18 protein-coding genes and 1 pseudogene are annotated in these 16,230 nt (G+C 53.0%); 5 read left to right on the top strand and 14 right to left on the bottom strand.

Annotation, left to right across the window (positions count from 1 at the left end; translation table 11 throughout):
• The 3 genes and pseudogenes from ACYCZJ_RS15770 to ACYCZJ_RS15760 form a co-directional block, all read right to left on the bottom strand.
• Positions 1-139: pseudogene (locus tag ACYCZJ_RS15770) on the bottom strand (AAA family ATPase); the annotation flags it as partial.
• A 160-nt stretch (positions 140-299) separates the two neighbouring features.
• The gene (locus ACYCZJ_RS15765; protein ID WP_461555177.1) at positions 300-656 is read right to left on the bottom strand and encodes a ribulose bisphosphate carboxylase small subunit; all 357 of its coding nucleotides are present in this window, start codon (positions 654-656) and stop codon (positions 300-302) included.
• 81 nt (positions 657-737) lie between these two features.
• A complete protein-coding gene (locus tag ACYCZJ_RS15760) occupies positions 738-2,159 on the bottom strand; it encodes a form I ribulose bisphosphate carboxylase large subunit (protein WP_461555176.1) in 1,422 nt (473 codons plus the stop codon).
• 161 nt (positions 2,160-2,320) lie between these two features.
• Between ACYCZJ_RS15760 and ACYCZJ_RS15755 the strand changes: the two genes are divergently transcribed.
• Positions 2,321-3,226, top strand: a complete 906-nt coding sequence (locus tag ACYCZJ_RS15755; RefSeq protein ID WP_461555175.1) for a LysR family transcriptional regulator — start codon at positions 2,321-2,323, stop codon at positions 3,224-3,226.
• On the opposite strand, the gene ACYCZJ_RS15750 is transcribed toward ACYCZJ_RS15755, so the two are convergent.
• Genes ACYCZJ_RS15750 through hemC form a run of 4 tightly spaced genes read right to left on the bottom strand, consistent with a single transcriptional unit; the run spans position 3,227 to position 6,598 of the window.
• Positions 3,227-3,853 carry a heme biosynthesis HemY N-terminal domain-containing protein gene (locus tag ACYCZJ_RS15750; RefSeq protein WP_461555174.1) on the bottom strand — a complete coding sequence of 209 codons (627 nt, stop codon included), beginning with the start codon at positions 3,851-3,853 and terminating at the stop codon, positions 3,227-3,229.
• Complete coding sequence (locus tag ACYCZJ_RS15745) at positions 3,853-4,878, bottom strand: uroporphyrinogen-III C-methyltransferase (RefSeq protein ID WP_461555173.1); 1,026 nt, start codon at positions 4,876-4,878, stop codon at positions 3,853-3,855. Before ACYCZJ_RS15745 ends, ACYCZJ_RS15750 begins: the two co-directional genes overlap by 1 nt.
• Positions 4,875-5,648 (bottom strand): uroporphyrinogen-III synthase, encoded by a 774-nt coding sequence (locus ACYCZJ_RS15740; protein WP_461555172.1) that lies wholly within the window; start codon positions 5,646-5,648, stop codon positions 4,875-4,877. Before ACYCZJ_RS15740 ends, ACYCZJ_RS15745 begins: the two co-directional genes overlap by 4 nt.
• Positions 5,645-6,598, bottom strand: coding sequence for a hydroxymethylbilane synthase (hemC, locus tag ACYCZJ_RS15735; RefSeq protein ID WP_461555171.1), 954 nt, complete (start codon positions 6,596-6,598; stop codon positions 5,645-5,647). Before hemC ends, ACYCZJ_RS15740 begins: the two co-directional genes overlap by 4 nt.
• 60 nt (positions 6,599-6,658) lie before the next feature.
• Between hemC and ACYCZJ_RS15730 the strand changes: the two genes are divergently transcribed.
• A complete protein-coding gene (locus ACYCZJ_RS15730) occupies positions 6,659-7,162 on the top strand; it encodes a thioredoxin family protein (protein WP_461555170.1) in 504 nt (167 codons plus the stop codon).
• Here ACYCZJ_RS15730 and ACYCZJ_RS15725 read toward each other — a convergent pair.
• Together ACYCZJ_RS15725 and ACYCZJ_RS15720 are read right to left on the bottom strand one after the other, a co-directional pair.
• Positions 7,147-7,905 (bottom strand): LytR/AlgR family response regulator transcription factor, encoded by a 759-nt coding sequence (locus tag ACYCZJ_RS15725; RefSeq protein WP_461555178.1) that lies wholly within the window; start codon positions 7,903-7,905, stop codon positions 7,147-7,149. The genes ACYCZJ_RS15730 and ACYCZJ_RS15725 overlap by 16 nt on opposite strands.
• Before the next feature lie 2 nt (positions 7,906-7,907).
• Positions 7,908-8,927: a sensor histidine kinase gene (locus ACYCZJ_RS15720; protein WP_461555169.1), complete on the bottom strand. Its 1,020-nt coding sequence runs from the start codon at positions 8,925-8,927 to the stop codon at positions 7,908-7,910.
• A gap of 95 nt (positions 8,928-9,022) precedes the next feature.
• Here ACYCZJ_RS15720 and argH point away from each other — a divergent pair, with 95 nt between their 5' ends.
• A complete protein-coding gene (gene argH, locus ACYCZJ_RS15715; RefSeq protein WP_461555168.1) occupies positions 9,023-10,417 on the top strand; it encodes an argininosuccinate lyase in 1,395 nt (464 codons plus the stop codon).
• Here argH and ACYCZJ_RS15710 read toward each other — a convergent pair.
• The 4 genes from ACYCZJ_RS15710 to cyaY form a co-directional block, all read right to left on the bottom strand.
• A complete protein-coding gene (locus ACYCZJ_RS15710; RefSeq protein WP_461555167.1) occupies positions 10,414-11,166 on the bottom strand; it encodes a Crp/Fnr family transcriptional regulator in 753 nt (250 codons plus the stop codon). The genes argH and ACYCZJ_RS15710 overlap by 4 nt on opposite strands.
• Before the next feature lie 170 nt (positions 11,167-11,336).
• The gene (locus ACYCZJ_RS15705) at positions 11,337-12,776 is read right to left on the bottom strand and encodes a diguanylate cyclase domain-containing protein (protein ID WP_461555166.1); all 1,440 of its coding nucleotides are present in this window, start codon (positions 12,774-12,776) and stop codon (positions 11,337-11,339) included.
• Between the two features lie 585 nt (positions 12,777-13,361).
• On the bottom strand, positions 13,362-13,952 hold the full coding sequence (locus tag ACYCZJ_RS15700) for a MarR family winged helix-turn-helix transcriptional regulator (protein WP_461555165.1): 591 nt from the start codon (positions 13,950-13,952) through the stop codon (positions 13,362-13,364).
• Between the two features lie 36 nt (positions 13,953-13,988).
• Positions 13,989-14,306, bottom strand: a complete 318-nt coding sequence (gene cyaY, locus ACYCZJ_RS15695) for an iron donor protein CyaY (protein ID WP_461555164.1) — start codon at positions 14,304-14,306, stop codon at positions 13,989-13,991.
• A 58-nt stretch (positions 14,307-14,364) separates the two neighbouring features.
• On the opposite strand from cyaY, the gene lptM reads away from it, so the two are divergent.
• Complete coding sequence (gene lptM, locus ACYCZJ_RS15690) at positions 14,365-14,490, top strand: LPS translocon maturation chaperone LptM (RefSeq protein ID WP_461555163.1); 126 nt, start codon at positions 14,365-14,367, stop codon at positions 14,488-14,490.
• The gene (gene lysA / locus ACYCZJ_RS15685) at positions 14,487-15,731 is read left to right on the top strand and encodes a diaminopimelate decarboxylase (protein ID WP_461555162.1); all 1,245 of its coding nucleotides are present in this window, start codon (positions 14,487-14,489) and stop codon (positions 15,729-15,731) included. Before lptM ends, lysA begins: the two co-directional genes overlap by 4 nt.
• Positions 15,732-15,811: 80 nt before the next feature.
• Here the strand turns inward: lysA and ACYCZJ_RS15680 are convergent.
• On the bottom strand, positions 15,812-16,230 hold a 419-nt coding region (locus ACYCZJ_RS15680; protein ID WP_461555161.1), incomplete at its 5' end, for a hypothetical protein.

Below are 16,230 nucleotides of genomic sequence, written 5' to 3'. Positions count from 1 at the left end.
TCTTGCCGCAGCCGGTGGGGCCTTTGAGCATCATCGGCATGCGCACCGAGTAGGCCGCTTGATACAGCGCAACTTCGTCGGCCACGCCGCGGTAGTAGGGTTCTTTTTCGATGCGGTACTGCGCGATAGTGTCGCTCATGTCGAACTCCGTATCTGGAAATTATTTATTGGTTAAGGTGTGCGGAATTAGCTCAACTGCTGTGAACCAGATTTGATTCAGAGACTAAATTTCCCGCACAAAAAAGCCCCCGCAGCCTCACGGCAGCGGGGGCTTCGCTACGGTTGCCCGCGCCGCGACTTTAAATAGTCTTGCCGCGGAAGATCACCATGGATGCGCCTTGGGACTGGTTAAAATTGTTATAACCAATCAAACGCACGTGGTTATTGGGGTTGGCTTTATGACATGCCTCGGCTTCAGCCAGCACTTTTTCCACATCGGTTTCACCAAACATCGGCAGTTTCCACATATACCAGTAAGAGTCCATCAAGTACTCAGGCTCAGTGTGTTCGATGGCCGGGTTCCAGCCTTTCTGTACCAAATATTCCACCTGTTTGCGGATGCTTTCCGGTTCCATTGCAGGCAAATAGGAGAAAGTTTCGAATTTCCGGCTGGCGGGATCGCTTACGCGACTTTTGTAATCCATGACTTCAGACATTTTATTTCCTTTTAATTCGGTAATTTGATCCCGGAAGCTTTTTATTTACGTCCGGGATGCCTCTGCGACAATATCGCCTAATTACTTGTGCGCGACGTCCAGCTTGTCCACGGTGTCGAATTCGAACTTGATTTCTTTCCAGGTTTCCATGGCAATCTTCAGCTCTGGGCTGTGTGTCGCGGCCTTGGTCAGGATGTCCTTGCCTTCTTTTTCGATTTCAACGCCCTGGTTGCGTGCTTCCACACAAGCCTCAAGCGCAACACGGTTGGCTGCTGCACCAGCAGCGTTACCCCATGGGTGACCCAGTGTGCCGCCACCGAATTGCAGGCAGGCGTCGTCACCGAAGATGGAAACGAGTGCCGGCATGTGCCATACGTGGATACCGCCGGAAGCTACCGGGAACACACCAGGCATTGAACCCCAGTCCTGATCAAAGAACAGGCCACGGCTGCGGTCTTCTTTAATGAAGCTGTCGCGCATGGTGTCGATCCAGCCCAATGTGGCTTCACGATCACCTTCCAGCTTGCCGACCACGGTGCCGGAGTGCAGGTGATCACCACCTGACAGACGCAACACTTTGGTCAATACGCGGAAGTGAATACCGTGGTGCGGATTGCGGTCCAGCACGGCGTGCATGGCGCGGTGAATGTGCAACAGCATGCCATTGTCACGACACCAGTTAGCCAAACCGGTATTTGCCGTCAGGCCGCCGGTCAGGTAGTCGTGCATGATGATTGGCGCGCCGAGTTCCTTGGCAAATTCTGCACGCTTGTACATTTCTTCCGGCGTCGGTGAGGTCACGTTCAAATAGTGGCCTTTACGCTCGCCTGTTTCGCGTTCAGCTTTTTGGCAAGCCTCTACTACGAATTCGAAACGATCGCGCCAACGCATGAACGGCTGGCTGTTAACGTTCTCGTCGTCTTTGGTCAAATCCAGACCGCCACGCAAGCATTCGTATACTGCACGACCGTAGTTCTTCGCGGACAGGCCCAGCTTGGGCTTGATGGTGCAGCCCAGCAACGGACGACCATATTTATTCAGGCGATCACGCTCAACCTGGATACCTGCAGGTGGTCCACCGCAGGTTTTAACGTAAGCAATAGGGAAGCGCACGTCTTCCAGACGCAGGGCACGCAGGGCTTTGAAGCCGAATACGTTACCCACCAGAGAGGTCAGCACGTTGACCACGGAACCTTCTTCGAACAGGTCGATCGGGTATGCCACAAACGCGTAGAAGCAGGTGTCATCGCCAGGCACGTCTTCGATGCGATAGGCACGACCTTTATAGTAATCCAGATCGGTCAGCAGATCGGTCCAGACAGTGGTCCAGGTACCGGTCGACGACTCCGCAGCCACGGCAGCGGCCACTTCTTCACGATCCACACCCGCTTGCGGAGTGATCTTGAAGCAGGCCAGCAGGTCGGTGTCCAGCGGGGTGTAATCCGGCGTCCAATAAGTCTGCCGGTATTCCTTCACACCAGCGTTGTATGTTTTAGTAGCCATCAACAACCTCCAAAATTAACAGTTAAATTACCCGTCGAGACCTGCGCAGTGCTTATAGGCTCATATTCGACAGTGAGAACAGTGTATAGGGATAATTCCATAAGATATATTCAATCATTTTGATTGTTATCATAAGCTTTAACTTATGACATAATATCCGTATGCTGCATCTTACTCTACGCCAATTAAAAATTTATGAAGCCGTCGCGCGGAATCTAAGCTATTCCCGTGCAGCGCGCGAATTGCATCTGACTCAGCCAGCGGTTTCCATGCAGATTAAGCTGCTGGAAGAAAGCCTCGGCCTGCCATTGTTCGAGAAACTCGGTAAAAAAATTTACCTGACCGAAGCAGGGCGCGAGATGTATCGTTATAGCAGAGCGATCGCGGAACAACTCGTCGAAGCGGAACTGGTCTTGGCCGAACTCAAGGGCATGGAACGCGGCAACCTGAAAATCTCGGTCGCGTCCACTGCGAATTATTTCGCCACGCAGCTATTGGCCAGCTTCCGTCAGACGCATCCGCAAATCACGCTCAATCTGGATGTCACCAACCGCGAAGCCTTGCTGGGTCAACTCGACCAGAACGAAATCGACCTGGCCATCATGGGACAGCCACCGGATGGACACGACCTGATCGCCGAATCCTTTATGGAAAATCCGCTGGTAGTGATTGCCGCTCCGGACAATCCACTGGCGGGACAAAAAAATATCCCGATCAGCCGCCTTGCTGAAGAGACCTTGATAGTACGTGAGGAGGGTTCGGGTACCCGCAGCGCTTCCGAAAGATTTTTTCAGTCTCATCAAATCGCCCCGCTTACCGGGCTGGTGATGAATACGAATGAAGCCATCAAACAGTCCGTACAGGCCGGGATGGGTTTGGCTGTGGTCTCGCTGCATACTGTTTCGCTGGAACTGGAAACCAAACGCCTTGCGTTACTCGACGTGGCGTTTTTCCCTATCCAGCGCTATTGGTTCATCGTCCATCGCAAAAACAAACGCCTGTCGGCAACAGCACAGGCCTTCAGGCAGTTCCTGCTGGACGAAGGAAAAGCAAAAAAAGCCTTTTAGCTACGACGACGCCCCATCCGGGTTTTGCAGCATTTGCTGTGCGCGTAACTGCATTTTCTGGAGTGCAACATGCTTAGGATCAAGCAGCGCGGCTTGTTTAAGGCATTTCTCAGCGGCTTCGGCACGACCTTCATCCAGCAGGCAGCCGGCTTCGGTCACCAGTCGCACCATCGCCTGACCCGGTGCGAGTTGTTCAAGCTGCGCCAAATAGGCATCACGACGTGTATACGCTTTGGCTGCATGAGCAGCCTGTGCAGCTATTAATGCTGCCTGCCATTGCGCAGGATCCAGCGCAAGCGCTTCTGCGGCACGTTTTTCAGCGTGCTGATAGCGCATTTCCAATAATGCGGTCAGCGCCTGACTGAGCGCTTCGCGTGACTTTTGTTCGCGTTGCCTGGCGTGCGAAGTGCGCACCTGTTCCGGCAAATTCAGACTCACCGAGACCAGCCGAAAAAACAGGTGCCCGAATACCAGCAACACCAGAAATACAGCCACCATAAGCGTAAGCGAAAGTTCAACCCGATACGGCGGGTAAACCAATACTGCATAGCCCGGATCATACTTGCCTGCCAGGGTGAAGCCGACCGCCATCGCAAAAAGCACCACTATCCAGATGAGCGCGCGCATTATTTGTTGCTACCTATACGGCTCGATTGCAGTGCCGAGAGACTTTCCGACAAAGAGGGCAACTCGATGCTGACCGGGCTGTTGGTCAATTTTCCAAGGCTGAGCAACGTCTTTTTCACGCGTGCATCGCTGTCATTGAAATAGCGTTTCACCCAATTCTGCGCGGCCTGAAGATCGGATTTGTAACTGGCTTCATCGTGGGCCAGCAATGCGATGCGTGCAGTAAGCAGCCGCAGCTTCAGATTTTGCCGAAGGAAATACACCTGCGTGGGCGCCAGCAAAGCGATATCGGGGGTATCCATGCGGCGCACCTGCACCAACCCTTTGAGTTCTTGCCATACTTCGCGTCCAAAACGGTTTGCGGTGCTTCCCTGCTGAGGATTGCCCACACGAGGCTGGGCAACCGGAATTTCATGATCGCTGGCAATGGGGAGATCATCCACTCCGGCAATCAACGTATCCAGACGTTGTGCGATACCCACGGTATCGATCTGGGGCACTTCCTGCAGGCGCAAAATATCATCGGCAAGTGCGCGCTTCAGCATCGCAAACTGAGGCTTGTTCAGACGCTGCAGCCGCGTTTCTGCGCTACGCAATGCAATCAGCGCGGCTTTGGCATTCCCGGCCAACTGTAATTGCTGACTGGCTGACAGGACAATCTGCTCGATGTCTGCCAAAGTCCACTCATCGCGACTACGCGCCAGATCCTGATACAAGGCTTGCAGTGCCAACTGCTGATTTTGCGAATCAGCCAGCTTGCCCTGTATCTCACCCAGCTTGACCGATAGTTCGCGCGTCGTCTCCATCGCCTGTTTGCTCAACACGCGGCTTTCCTGCTCGACGTTACTGGAAGCGGCCAAGCGTTGCCCCAATTCGGTCTGCAACTGGTGGATGCGGGTATTGCTGTCCCACCACTGCCAAGCTGCGATGCCCAGCGCCAGAATGGCCACTATCAACGCAGGACGTATGCGCCCCAGGAAGTCGAGGAAATCCGGCTTATCGTCAGCTTGTGGTTGTTCACTCATGGATGGACCCTGAACCATTCAATCATCCCCTGTACCAGCCCCTCATCTCCGACCGGGGTCGCCACTGCGCACTCCAACCCCAATTCACGCGCAACTTCCAGAATACGGGGGTGCGGCACAAACACCGGTGTAGTCTTCAGCCATTGACGTCCCAGCTTGCCCAGCATGTCGTAAAGATTACGCAAGCCCTCTGCGCTGGTAACGGTCACCGCGTTAATTTCATTGCGCGACCACTGTCGCAGCAATCCACCTGCCGATGCATTAGGACGGCTACGCCGATAGCATTCAGCATATTCGATACGCGCGCCGCGCGCAGCCAGGGTATCGCCCAAGACCTCGCGACCGCCATCACCGCGGAAAATGACGATGCGTTGGCCTGCGACATCCTGTAACTGCGGCATTTCCAGCAGATTCTCACTGTCAAAGCGCGTCGTAGGCGCAATAATATCGGTAATACCAAAGTGTTTCAGCTCCTTGCTGCTGCCGCGGCCGATCGCGGCAATTTTGAGTGTGGCCGGCAATTCGCGGCGCGACTTGATCAGATTCATTGCCTTGTTGACCGCATTCGGGCTGATGAAAATGGCCATATCCACGCTATCCAGCCGATCAATCAATGCATACAGTGGCAGCAAATCGTCCGCATCTAGAATTTCCAATACCGGAAACAATACCGGTTTGCCCGCTGCAGCGACGATCAGTTCCGCCAGCGGCGCCGCCTGATGTGCGGGGCGGGTCACCAGTACGCCACGCCCGTTCAATGAGGCGCTCATACAGATAACGCCTCAAGAATTGCACCCGCACCCTGTGCCAGAAGTTGGTCCGCCAATTGACAGCCCAGGCGTTCTGCATCCTGGCTGGGTCCGGCTACACTGCCGCTAATGATGCGGCTACCGTCAATTTCCGCGACAAACCCCCGCAAACTGAGAACACCGTCCGCTATCTGAGCATAAGCGCCCAAGGGTACCTGGCAGCTGCCCCCCAGGGTACGGCTCATGGCGCGTTCGGCGCGCACGCAATCGGCGGTGCCGTCGTGATTGAGTGGCGCCAGCAACGCCAGCAGATCATCACGCCCTGCCAGACATTCAATACCCAGCGCGCCCTGACCCACCGCAGGCAAACTCTGTTCCGGACTGAGTTCCTCGCGGATGCGCGCATTCAAACCCAACCGCTTCAGTCCGGCGGCAGCAAGAATAATGGCGTCATATTGCCCCGCATCAAGTTTACGCAGACGGGTCTGCACATTGCCGCGTAGCGGCTCGATACTTAATTGCGGGTAACGTGCGCGTAACTGGCATTCGCGGCGCAGGCTGGAGGTGCCGACCCGTGCGCCTGCGGGTAATGTATCAAGACTGGCATACGTGCTGGAGACGAAAGCATCGCGCGGGTCTTCGCGTTCACCTATTGCGGCAAGCTGGAAACCTTCAGGCAAATTCATCGGCACGTCCTTGATGGAATGCACGGCAATATGCGCCCGCCCTTCCGTCATTGCTGTTTCCAGCTCCTTGACGAATAAACCTTTTCCACCAATCTTACTCAAAGGAGAGTCGAGTATCCGGTCGCCTTGCGTTGTCATTCCCAGAATGGTCACCCGCATACCGGGATAAAGCCCACGCAAGCGTTCGGCAATGTGTTCAGCTTGCCACATGGCGAGCGCGCTTTCGCGCGAAGCGATGATCAATTCATCCGGGGTAGTTAGCGGGTAGTTTGGACTATTTAACAAGAGACGACCTACACGTAAAATGGAGCAATAATTAGCGTATTTGCGCTGGGAGTAATGGCAATGATGAAATTCACCACCCTATTTCTACTCGGAATTCTAGCATGGACCGGCCTGACGTCGGCACGCGCGGAAACGCCAAGCGTGCCTTACAGCACCAACCTGCAGGCAGATGCTGCGCTGGCAAAAAGCCGGGGTGTACCAATCATGGTAATGTTTGGCTCCCTCCATTGTCCCTATTGCGAACGCCTGCTCAACGAGTTTCTGCTACCCATGCAACGCAATCCGGAATACGCCAAAAAAGTGCTGATGCGCCGGATAGAAGTCGGCAGCTCACAAAGCCTGATTGATTTCAACGGCAAACCCACCACTCAGGGCGCTTTTGCCAAACTGCACCGAATCGGTCTCTCGCCTACGGTCGTTGTATTTGACTATCGTGGCAATCCGGCTGCAGAGCCGCTTATCGGCCTGGGGACGGTGGATTACTATGGCGCCTTTCTGGATGACGCAATTGATGCAGGACTGGCAAAGGTCGCCAGCGCCAGATCGACTCAGCGTTTGAATTGACGGATGACCGCGTACTGCCGGCGGCTGACCGGCAGTGTTTCCTCCAGCCCTTTCAGCAGCACCACCCAACCGGCCGGTTCTGCGCTTTCACACTCTCCTGACCGAATCACAAACCCTTCGATGGCATCGCGTGCCACCAGGCAATTCCGGTGCACACGTACGAATGCTTCGCCGAATTCCTGTTCCAGATTAATTAACGACTCATCCAGAAGATAGGTATGGGTCAGGGTGCGGGCTGCCACGTATTTCTGCTCTGCACGCAAATAAACCACCTCTTCCACCGGCACCAATAAGATTCGCCCCCGCTCGCATGCGCTGAGAAACCGCCGTGCTTCGCTATGCTGTTGACGCAACATGGCGGCAACAGCGGGATTGATCGCCTGAGCTTTACGTAGCGCTGTTACCAACCGTTCGCTACGGACCGGCTTGAGCAGATAATCGACTGCGCTCAATTCGAAGGCCTGGATGGCATAGCTGTCATAAGCAGTCGCAAACACCACTGCGGGCGGCGTCTCCAGCCTGCCCAGATGCTGGGCAAGCTCAAGCCCATCCATTACCGGCATACGAATATCCAGCAGCACCACATCCACGGCCATGCGCTCAAGCAATTGCAGCGCTTGCACACCGTTAGCCGCCTCGCCCACCACTGTGGTCGGCAACTCTGCAGCACAATCCGTCAGCAGGTCACGCAAACGATTCCGCGCCGGCGTTTCGTCGTCCACGATGAGTATCTGCAGCGGCATGTTCACTTTGTAGCAGTCCGGTAAGGCAAGGTAATGTGTACTTGATATGCCGCGTCGCGTACCTGGGTCTTGAGGCTGGCTTCAACATCAAAATGCAGCATCAAGCGATTTTTGATATTGCCCAGTGCCATCTTGTTGCCGCCATGGTGGCGCCCGTCACGTTGATACGGGTTACTGATCACCAGATGCACCTGGCCACTACTGCAGTACAAATTGATACTGATCTCGCCGGGCTGGCTGGCTGGTTCAATGCCGTGATAGACCGCATTTTCCACAAGTGGCTGCAACACCAGGGGCGGGATGAGCGCTTCACCTGGCATCTTGTCAATATGCCAGGCCACTTGCAGCCGCTCGCCCAGACGCAATGCTTCCAGTTCCAGGTATTGTTTACACAGGGAAACCTCGCTGGACAGCGGCACCAGCTGACGGTTATCCGCCATCAATACGCGAAACAGGTCTGCGAGATTTTCCAATGCCTGTTCGGCTCGGCGCGGCTCGCTGCGCACCAGACTGAGGACCGCATTCAGGCTGTTGAACAAAAAATGTGGGCGTATGCGCGCCTGCAAAGCTTGCAGACGCGCTTCGGATAAAGCGGGGGACAGAGCTCTTCCGCGCAGGTAAAAATAGCCCAGCAACATGCCCGTCAGCAGAAAGACGTTGATTACATCACGCAGACCAAAACTGTTTACCGCAATGTCTGCAAACAAATTAGCCATCAGCTCCTTGACCATGGCATGACTGGCAAACGCCATCAGCAATACTGAAATCACACCTTTTTTGTAGGACAGCCGCATTAGCCAGGGCTTACCCAAACACAGCAACGCCAACATCACCAGCAATGCCGGCTGCACGATCACTGACTGTTCGACAAACAAGCGCCACACGTTACTTAACGTATCAGCACGCAGCCAGGCTGCCGCCAGGGTGAGCCCCTCGACACCGGCCAGGATACGCAGCGTAATGCCCAGATTGCAGAAATCCGGTAACTGGGCGGGATAGTCGGGAACGGCGGGCTTTGGCATAATCCGGGTATTGTGCAGCAATGTGCTGTATTCGGCCAAAACTCTGCTGGCTTTAGTTTTCTGGCCGAACCCCTTTATTGATCAGGTCTCTCGATATGCCCCATACCCCGCAAGATACCCCTTCACTCTGGTCAGGCCGTTTCACCGAACCGGTTTCCGAGCGCGTCAAGCGCTACACCGCTTCCATCGGTTTCGACTATCGCCTGGCCGAATTCGATATTCAGGGCTCATTGGCACATGCCGCCATGCTCGCACATCAGCACATCATCGGCGCTGATGATCTGGCCGCCATTCAGCGCGGCCTGAATGAAATACTTGCAGAAATTCACGCAGGGCAATTCCAGTGGTCGCTGGATCTGGAAGACGTCCACCTCAACATTGAAAAAGCGCTCACCGGAAAAGTTGGCGACGCCGGCAAGCGCCTGCATACCGGTCGTTCGCGCAATGACCAGGTGGCGACCGACATCCGTCTTTACCTTCGCCACAATATTGATGGCCTGCTCGGCCTGCTGCGTCAGACACAGGGCGCGCTGCTGGATGTCGCTGAAGCCAATGCTGACGTCGTAATGCCCGGCTTCACCCATCTGCAGGTCGCCCAACCTGTATCGTTCGGCCACCATCTCATGGCTTATTTTGAAATGCTGAAACGCGATACCGAGCGCCTCATCGATTGCCGTAAACGTGTCAATCGTCTGCCTCTCGGCGCGGCCGCGCTGGCTGGCACCAGCTACCCGATTGATCGAGCCATGGTTGCGCGTGATCTGGGCTTTGATGGCATCTGCGAGAATTCGCTGGACGCCGTTTCCGACCGCGACTTCGCCATTGAATTCACCGCTTGCGCCAGCCTGATCATGACGCACCTGTCACGCCTATCCGAAGAACTGATCCTCTGGATGAGTCCACGCTTCGGCTTCATTGATCTGGCCGACCGCTTCTGCACAGGCTCTTCCATCATGCCGCAGAAAAAAAATCCGGACGTGCCGGAATTGATCCGCGGCAAAACCGGACGCGTCAACGGCCATCTGGTGGCTTTACTCACGCTCATGAAAGGCCAACCGTTGGCTTACAACAAGGATAACCAGGAAGACAAGGAGCCGCTGTTCGACACGGTAGACACGCTGATCGACACCCTGGCCATTGTTGCTGAAATGTTACCTGGCATCCGTGTCAAACCTGATGCCATGCGAGCTGCCGCACTCCAGGGATTTGCCACCGCCACCGATCTCGCCGACTATCTGGTAAAAAAAGGCCTACCGTTTCGTGACGCACATGAAGCAGTCGCCTTGGCAGTACGCCATGCGGAAACAAAAAACTGCGATCTGGCTGATTTATCGCTGACAGATTTGCAGCAGTTTTCGCCCTTGGTTGAAGCGGATATTTACACCGTGCTCTCTCTGGAAGGTTCGATGAACAGCCGCGACCACATCGGAGGCACCGCCCCGGCCCAGGTGAGAGCAGCAATTGCACGAGGTAGAAGCGTTCTCAGTTAAGCATTGCACCGAGCCATCTCACCGGCATAGCGAGGGATATTCAAGTCGGAGAAAAACCGGTCCGACTCTTTTTTAACGACGTCATAGCATTCGCAAACATGGGTTTCCAGGCCCGGCCTATCCAGGACCTTAATGTGCCCGCGACAGTAACTAATCAGACCATCTGTTTGCAGTTTGCGCGCCGCCTCAGTAATACTTTCGCGGCGCACCCCAAGCATGTTGGAAATTAATTCCTGTGTCATGGCCAGGCTACCGGAATGCACCCGATCAAAATTCTGCAGCAGCCAGCGGCACAACTGCTGTTCCACTGAATGTCGGCGGTTGCAGGCAGTTGTCTGCGCCATCTGTATGATCAGCGTACGCGTGTAGCGCATCAGCAGGTGCTGCAATGATCCGCCCAGGTCGAACTCCCGTTTCAGTACTTTCGCCGAAAGTCGATAACCGTGACCGGCAGTCTGTATTGTAGCCATGGTAAGTGCCGCGTTATAACCCATGAACGTCGAAACATCCAGTACACCTTCGTTTCCCACCACGGCAACTTCTACCGACACCCCGTCTTCCAGACCGCAAAGCAACGAGGCCGTGGCGCTGGTGGGGAAATAGGCATACTGCAATTCCTCGTTACAATCGTACAAAATTTCCGTGTAGGGCATGGATACAATCTCAAGGTGTGGTGCAATATGATCAAACTCTTCCGGAGGCATTGCAGCGAGAAGATAATTCTGTCGCGGATCAAGAATTTCAGCCATTTTGGTTCTCCCGGTATTTATCTCTGACTTGAATTACCAGCCAGGATTGAAAGTGGGTTTAATTACTGAAGTGCGATTTGTTTGCACTGTGGAAAGCCGATTCCGAACAGGTCCGACATACATTTAATTCAGCAAGTCCCAGAAAATTATTTCGTATAAGTAAATCCGGGCTATCCACCCGCAAAAAATCCGTCATTGCCAGCACGACGCCGGGTTTCCTTCTTATCAACAAATAAATAGCCATCGCCTCCATTTGCCTTGATTCGATACATGGCGTCATCGGCTTGCTTAAGCAAAGTGTGGCCGTCCTCTCCATGTTCGGGGTAAAACGCAACGCCTATGCTGGCCTGAATAGCGATATCATGGCCATCTACCGTGAGCGGCTCCCGTAACATCACGCTGATTTTTTCAAGCACCTTTTTGACATCTCTCCGTAACGCGGTTTTTTCCAGTATCAGGCAAAATTCGTCGCCGCCCAGACGAGCAACCGTATCTTCATTACGCACACATTGTTTGAGCCGCAACGCGGCAGTTTGTAAAATGACATCCCCCACTGCATGGCCAAAAGAATCGTTGATCGCCTTGAAACGATCGACATCCAGTAGCAACAGGGCAAAATTTTCCCCACTCCGGAATGCATGCGCCTGCGCCTGCTGCAACCTATCCATGAACAAATTTCGATTCGGCAACCCGGTCAAGCTGTCATAGTTGGCGAAGTGCTCCAATCGCTGCATGATTTTTACCCGCTCACTCACATCCCGGCCACTCGCTATGAAATGGGTCGTTTTTCCTTTGGAATCGAGCAGCGGACGAATAATCTTGTCTTCGTGGAAATGCGTGCCATTTTTATGCCGATTAATAAACTGGCCGCGAAAAACCGCATTCGTCAGCAAAACTTCCCACATGTGTGCGTAAAATTTATCGTCGTGCTTCCCCGTTTTCAGAATGGCATGGGTTCGGCCGATTGCTTCCTCTTTGCGATAACCTGACAACGCCTCGAATGCTGCATTCACATATACGATTACGCCTTCAGTATTTGTAATCACCACCGCATCAGCGCTTAGCTCGGAGACTTCCTGAATACGGTGCAGCTGTTCCTGCGCATCCGCATGTGTTTGTTGCCTGCGCATTTCGAGAAGCAGAAAATTACGGCCCTCCAGTTCCAGCTGCACCTGCGTCATTTCCAGAGAAAACTTTCTGCCTTTACTGTCGCATCCGTGACAGGCCTGCCACTTTCCGTCCTCATTCCCAGACACTGATGAGATATAAGCCGGGTTATCGTCCGGCGCGGATGGCCCGCCTGGAAATTCCGGCAATAAACTGGTCACGGATTTGCCGATCATTACCTGCAAACTCACACCAAAGTAGTTGAGCGCAGCCGGACTACAATATTTAATAAGGCCGCACTCATCCAGAAGCAATACTGCTCGTCCCATATGCCCCCCAATATCTGGAGATGTGAATAATTCATTCTTATACTTCATATCAATTACTCTACCGCGCTGCTTGTTCTCCTTTGGCAAGGCATGATTTGAGCACCCCTCCAATGCCCCATCAACATGCTTTTGAGCTATAAGACAGGGTAAAAATTGCGCTTTTCTATTTGCCATTTTCATTCCCTCTATATTTTTGGCGTGTCTAAACGCGTATGTTTGCGGGCCGATTCATTCCATCCGTTTTATGGAATGAATCGACACTTCGATAGCGTTAGCAAAATGCGAACCAAACCAAAATGTCATTGATAAACAAAAGGATTGTTTTGAAACAGACTCAAGACGGGGAATGGGGACGCTGTAATTTGTCTCTCGTTAGAGACAATGAACGCTTATTGAATACAATGTTTATCTGATGAAACAATGAGATACTGAAAATTCAAGGTGTCACTAAATAGCAACGCAGACATATTTCCATTACTCAATACGATTACACCCATGCAGCTGGCGCCCTTGCAGGCTATCGGAGCAGCAGCCAAAATACGCCGAAGCATATATAAGTAGTTGAGTTTTGGTTAACCGGAAACTATGGCGTTGACCAAGCTAAGGCACTTGGTTTCACGAAAAATCAACTGACGTATGAAAGCGCCTCTTGAATGCTAAAAACTGATATTTGTCAGGATTTTTTCTTCAGCGCGCATGGTCATGGAAAGTAGCGGTGAACCATTGATGCAATCTGAGGCAACTCAAGCTGCTAGATAGTTACACCCGGCGGCGCGACTTTTGTCGGGACTGATGTTCGCGACAAATCATCCGCGTATCGGGCAAACTCAGTTTTTCTTCAGTAAGTCCACAGCGATAACTGCGCGGACCTTCATGCAAATTGTACTGGCAGGTATTACATACGCCAAAACTGCGGTTGCCTGCACCAAGTTGAAGAGCGAGAAATAATTCCTTGAGTACCGCGAGGGCAATCTTGCTACGTTGCGGTGCAATGCGAGTGACGACTTGAGCCCATTCTGGCACAAACTGAATTTCTTTTAATAGTTGTGCGCCGGATTCGGTGAGCGCAAGACGCACCAGGCGTTTATCACCCAGATCAGCCTGGCGCTCGATGAATCCACGCCGATGTAATAACAGCAGACTTTGCGACACAGTGCCTTTGGTAAGGCCAAGATATTCAGTCAATGCCTGTGGCGTGTTGCTGTATCGATTAGCAATAGAGAGATAAATCAACGCCTGCAAATGTACCGGTTGCAGTCCGTACATGCTGCCTGTGGCACGCAGATTGACGCGCACCAGGTTGCCCAGGCGATCAATCAAATCAAAAAACTGCGCTGCGCTTTTGTCCATGGCAGGATAGTATCGCCGCCATACCACTTTTACAAATCAATCGAAGCGAAGCTCACCACCACCCTGCTGCGCGATTAGACCAGACAAGGTCTGCATCAACTCGCTGCCATCACGGGTATTCCGCCAGGCATTACCCTGCCAGCGGTAGTGAAACCCGCCAGATTTGGCAGCAACCCAGATTTCCTGATTTGCGGCCTGACGATTGATAATGATCTTGCTACCATTATCCAGCTCGATTTCCAGCACCTCACCCGCAGCCAATTCATAATCAAGATCATTATCGGCATGCTCCAGCACTGATTCAATATGGGTAAAGGCAGCGTCAGCCAGTTGGCGGTATTCGGTTTCGGTCATGGTAAAATATGCCGTGTTAATTAATGAACAGGCGTTTCCGCCACTTTGAAAGGTTCCCATGCGCCATCGCACCCTATCCTATTGCGCAGCCTGTTTGTTGCTTCTAATGCTGTCGGCGTGCGGCACAAAAGGCGCTTTATATCTTCCTGAAAATCCCCCCACTGCGCAACCTGCCGCTAAATGAACCCTTTATCTCTGCAACACAATCATCTCCATCTTGAGTCTGCGGATCTGGTAGCTATCGCCAGTACCTACTCCACACCCTGCTATGTATACTCGCATGCAGCATTGACACAAGCATTCCAGGATTTCGACAAGGCACTGCGTGGGCGCAACCATCTGATCTGCTATGCGATGAAGGCCAATCCCAATCTCGCCATTCTGAATCTGTTTGCCCGCCTGGGTGCAGGGTTTGATATTGTTTCCGGGGGAGAGTTGCAACGTGTCCTGGCAGCCGGCGGCGACCCGGGCAAAGTAGTATTTTCCGGCGTAGGGAAAACAGTAGAGGAAATTCGCCTGGCGCTGGATAACGGAATTTTGTGCTTCAACGTGGAATCCGAAGCCGAATTACTGCGCTTGAATGAGATAGCCGGCACCATGAACAGGATTGCGCCGATAAGTTTACGCGTCAATCCGGACGTGGATGCCAATACCCATCCCTATATTTCCACCGGCCTTAAAGGCAATAAATTTGGTGTTGCTCACGAAGATGCACTTCGCTTGTATCGTCTGGCTGCGTCATTGCCACACCTGAAAATTAAAGGTATCGATTGCCACATTGGGTCACAGCTCACGGAGACGCACCCTTTTGCAGATGCGCTTGATCGTGTACTCACGCTTGTAGATGCGCTGGAAGCGGATGGCATCGTACTTGAGCATCTCGATCTGGGCGGTGGTCTCGGTATTCGTTATCAGGATGAAACACCGCCACTGATAGCGGACTATATCGATACCCTGCTCGCCAAGTTGCAAGGCCGCACACATACCATTCTGCTGGAACCGGGCCGCGCATTGGTCGGCAATGCCGGATTATTATTGACGCGCGTCGAGTATCTCAAGCATGGCGCCGAAAAAAACTTTGCTATCGTTGACGCAGCAATGAACGACCTGATGCGCCCCGCACTTTACGACGCATATCATGACATCGTGCCTGTTGTGCCCCGTGACGACCCCAAAGATATTTATGAAATTGTTGGCCCTGTTTGCGAGAGCGGTGATTTTCTCGGTCACGCACGCCTCCTCGGCCTGCAACAGGATGATCTGCTCGCCATCCTTTCTGCCGGCGCCTATGGCATGTCAATGAGTTCCAACTACAATTCACGCGCCCGCGCTGCCGAAGTAATGGTCAACGGACGGGAAAGCTTCCTGATCCGTGAGCGCGAAAGCACAACAGATTTATTCTCCCTTGAGCATACCCTACCCTGATTGTAGCGAGCCGATATTGTTTTGATTCGATACAATATTTACAAAAAATATTTTCAATATTTGCTCTCTATATTGCGCATTTAAAAAAAAACTGTTCTAGAATTAGCGGCACCAAGCGGAGAAGCGCGATCATCAACCCTTTGCAATGTTTTTTCGGGAGTTGAAAGCGGGATAAGTCGTAGATGCCCAACGTCTTGGAAGTGCATTTGCAAACTCTGCACGAAGTGGCAACTCAGTTGTTTAACTTTTAGAGGAGAAATAGTGATGGCAACAACGGCAAAAAGTAATGCCAAACCCGCAGCCAAAAAAGCGGCACCCGCCAAAGCGGCGGTTAAACCAGCCGCTAAAAAGGTGGTGGCCAAGCCCGTAGCTAAAAAAGCAGTGGCCAAGCCCGCAGCAAAAAAGGCTGTAGCCAAACCAGCAGCCAAAAAAGCAGTGGCCAAGCCCGCAGCAAAAAAGGCTGTAGCCAAACCAGCAGCCAAAAAAGCAGTGGCCAAGC

It is taken from the genome of Sulfuriferula sp. (assembly GCF_054605375.1).
This window is presented reverse-complemented; position numbering and strand designations above follow the sequence as displayed.

Excerpts from the sequence above, each read along its gene's own strand:
- ACYCZJ_RS15765 (WP_461555177.1), bottom strand. The coding sequence starts at position 656 with ATGTCTGAAGTCATGGATTACAAAAGTCGCGTAAGCGATCCCGCCAGC.
- ACYCZJ_RS15760 (WP_461555176.1), bottom strand. The coding sequence starts at position 2,159 with ATGGCTACTAAAACATACAACGCTGGTGTGAAGGAATACCGGCAGACT.
- ACYCZJ_RS15755 (WP_461555175.1), top strand. The coding sequence starts at position 2,321 with ATGCTGCATCTTACTCTACGCCAATTAAAAATTTATGAAGCCGTCGCG.
- ACYCZJ_RS15750 (WP_461555174.1), bottom strand. The coding sequence starts at position 3,853 with ATGCGCGCGCTCATCTGGATAGTGGTGCTTTTTGCGATGGCGGTCGGC.
- ACYCZJ_RS15745 (WP_461555173.1), bottom strand. The coding sequence starts at position 4,878 with ATGAGTGAACAACCACAAGCTGACGATAAGCCGGATTTCCTCGACTTC.
- ACYCZJ_RS15740 (WP_461555172.1), bottom strand. The coding sequence starts at position 5,648 with ATGAGCGCCTCATTGAACGGGCGTGGCGTACTGGTGACCCGCCCCGCA.
- ACYCZJ_RS15730 (WP_461555170.1), top strand. The coding sequence starts at position 6,659 with ATGATGAAATTCACCACCCTATTTCTACTCGGAATTCTAGCATGGACC.
- ACYCZJ_RS15725 (WP_461555178.1), bottom strand. The coding sequence starts at position 7,905 with ATGCCGCTGCAGATACTCATCGTGGACGACGAAACGCCGGCGCGGAAT.
- ACYCZJ_RS15720 (WP_461555169.1), bottom strand. The coding sequence starts at position 8,927 with ATGCCAAAGCCCGCCGTTCCCGACTATCCCGCCCAGTTACCGGATTTC.
- argH (WP_461555168.1), top strand. The coding sequence starts at position 9,023 with ATGCCCCATACCCCGCAAGATACCCCTTCACTCTGGTCAGGCCGTTTC.
- ACYCZJ_RS15710 (WP_461555167.1), bottom strand. The coding sequence starts at position 11,166 with ATGGCTGAAATTCTTGATCCGCGACAGAATTATCTTCTCGCTGCAATG.
- ACYCZJ_RS15705 (WP_461555166.1), bottom strand. The coding sequence starts at position 12,776 with ATGGCAAATAGAAAAGCGCAATTTTTACCCTGTCTTATAGCTCAAAAG.
- ACYCZJ_RS15700 (WP_461555165.1), bottom strand. The coding sequence starts at position 13,952 with ATGGACAAAAGCGCAGCGCAGTTTTTTGATTTGATTGATCGCCTGGGC.
- cyaY (WP_461555164.1), bottom strand. The coding sequence starts at position 14,306 with ATGACCGAAACCGAATACCGCCAACTGGCTGACGCTGCCTTTACCCAT.
- lptM (WP_461555163.1), top strand. The coding sequence starts at position 14,365 with ATGCGCCATCGCACCCTATCCTATTGCGCAGCCTGTTTGTTGCTTCTA.
- lysA (WP_461555162.1), top strand. The coding sequence starts at position 14,487 with ATGAACCCTTTATCTCTGCAACACAATCATCTCCATCTTGAGTCTGCG.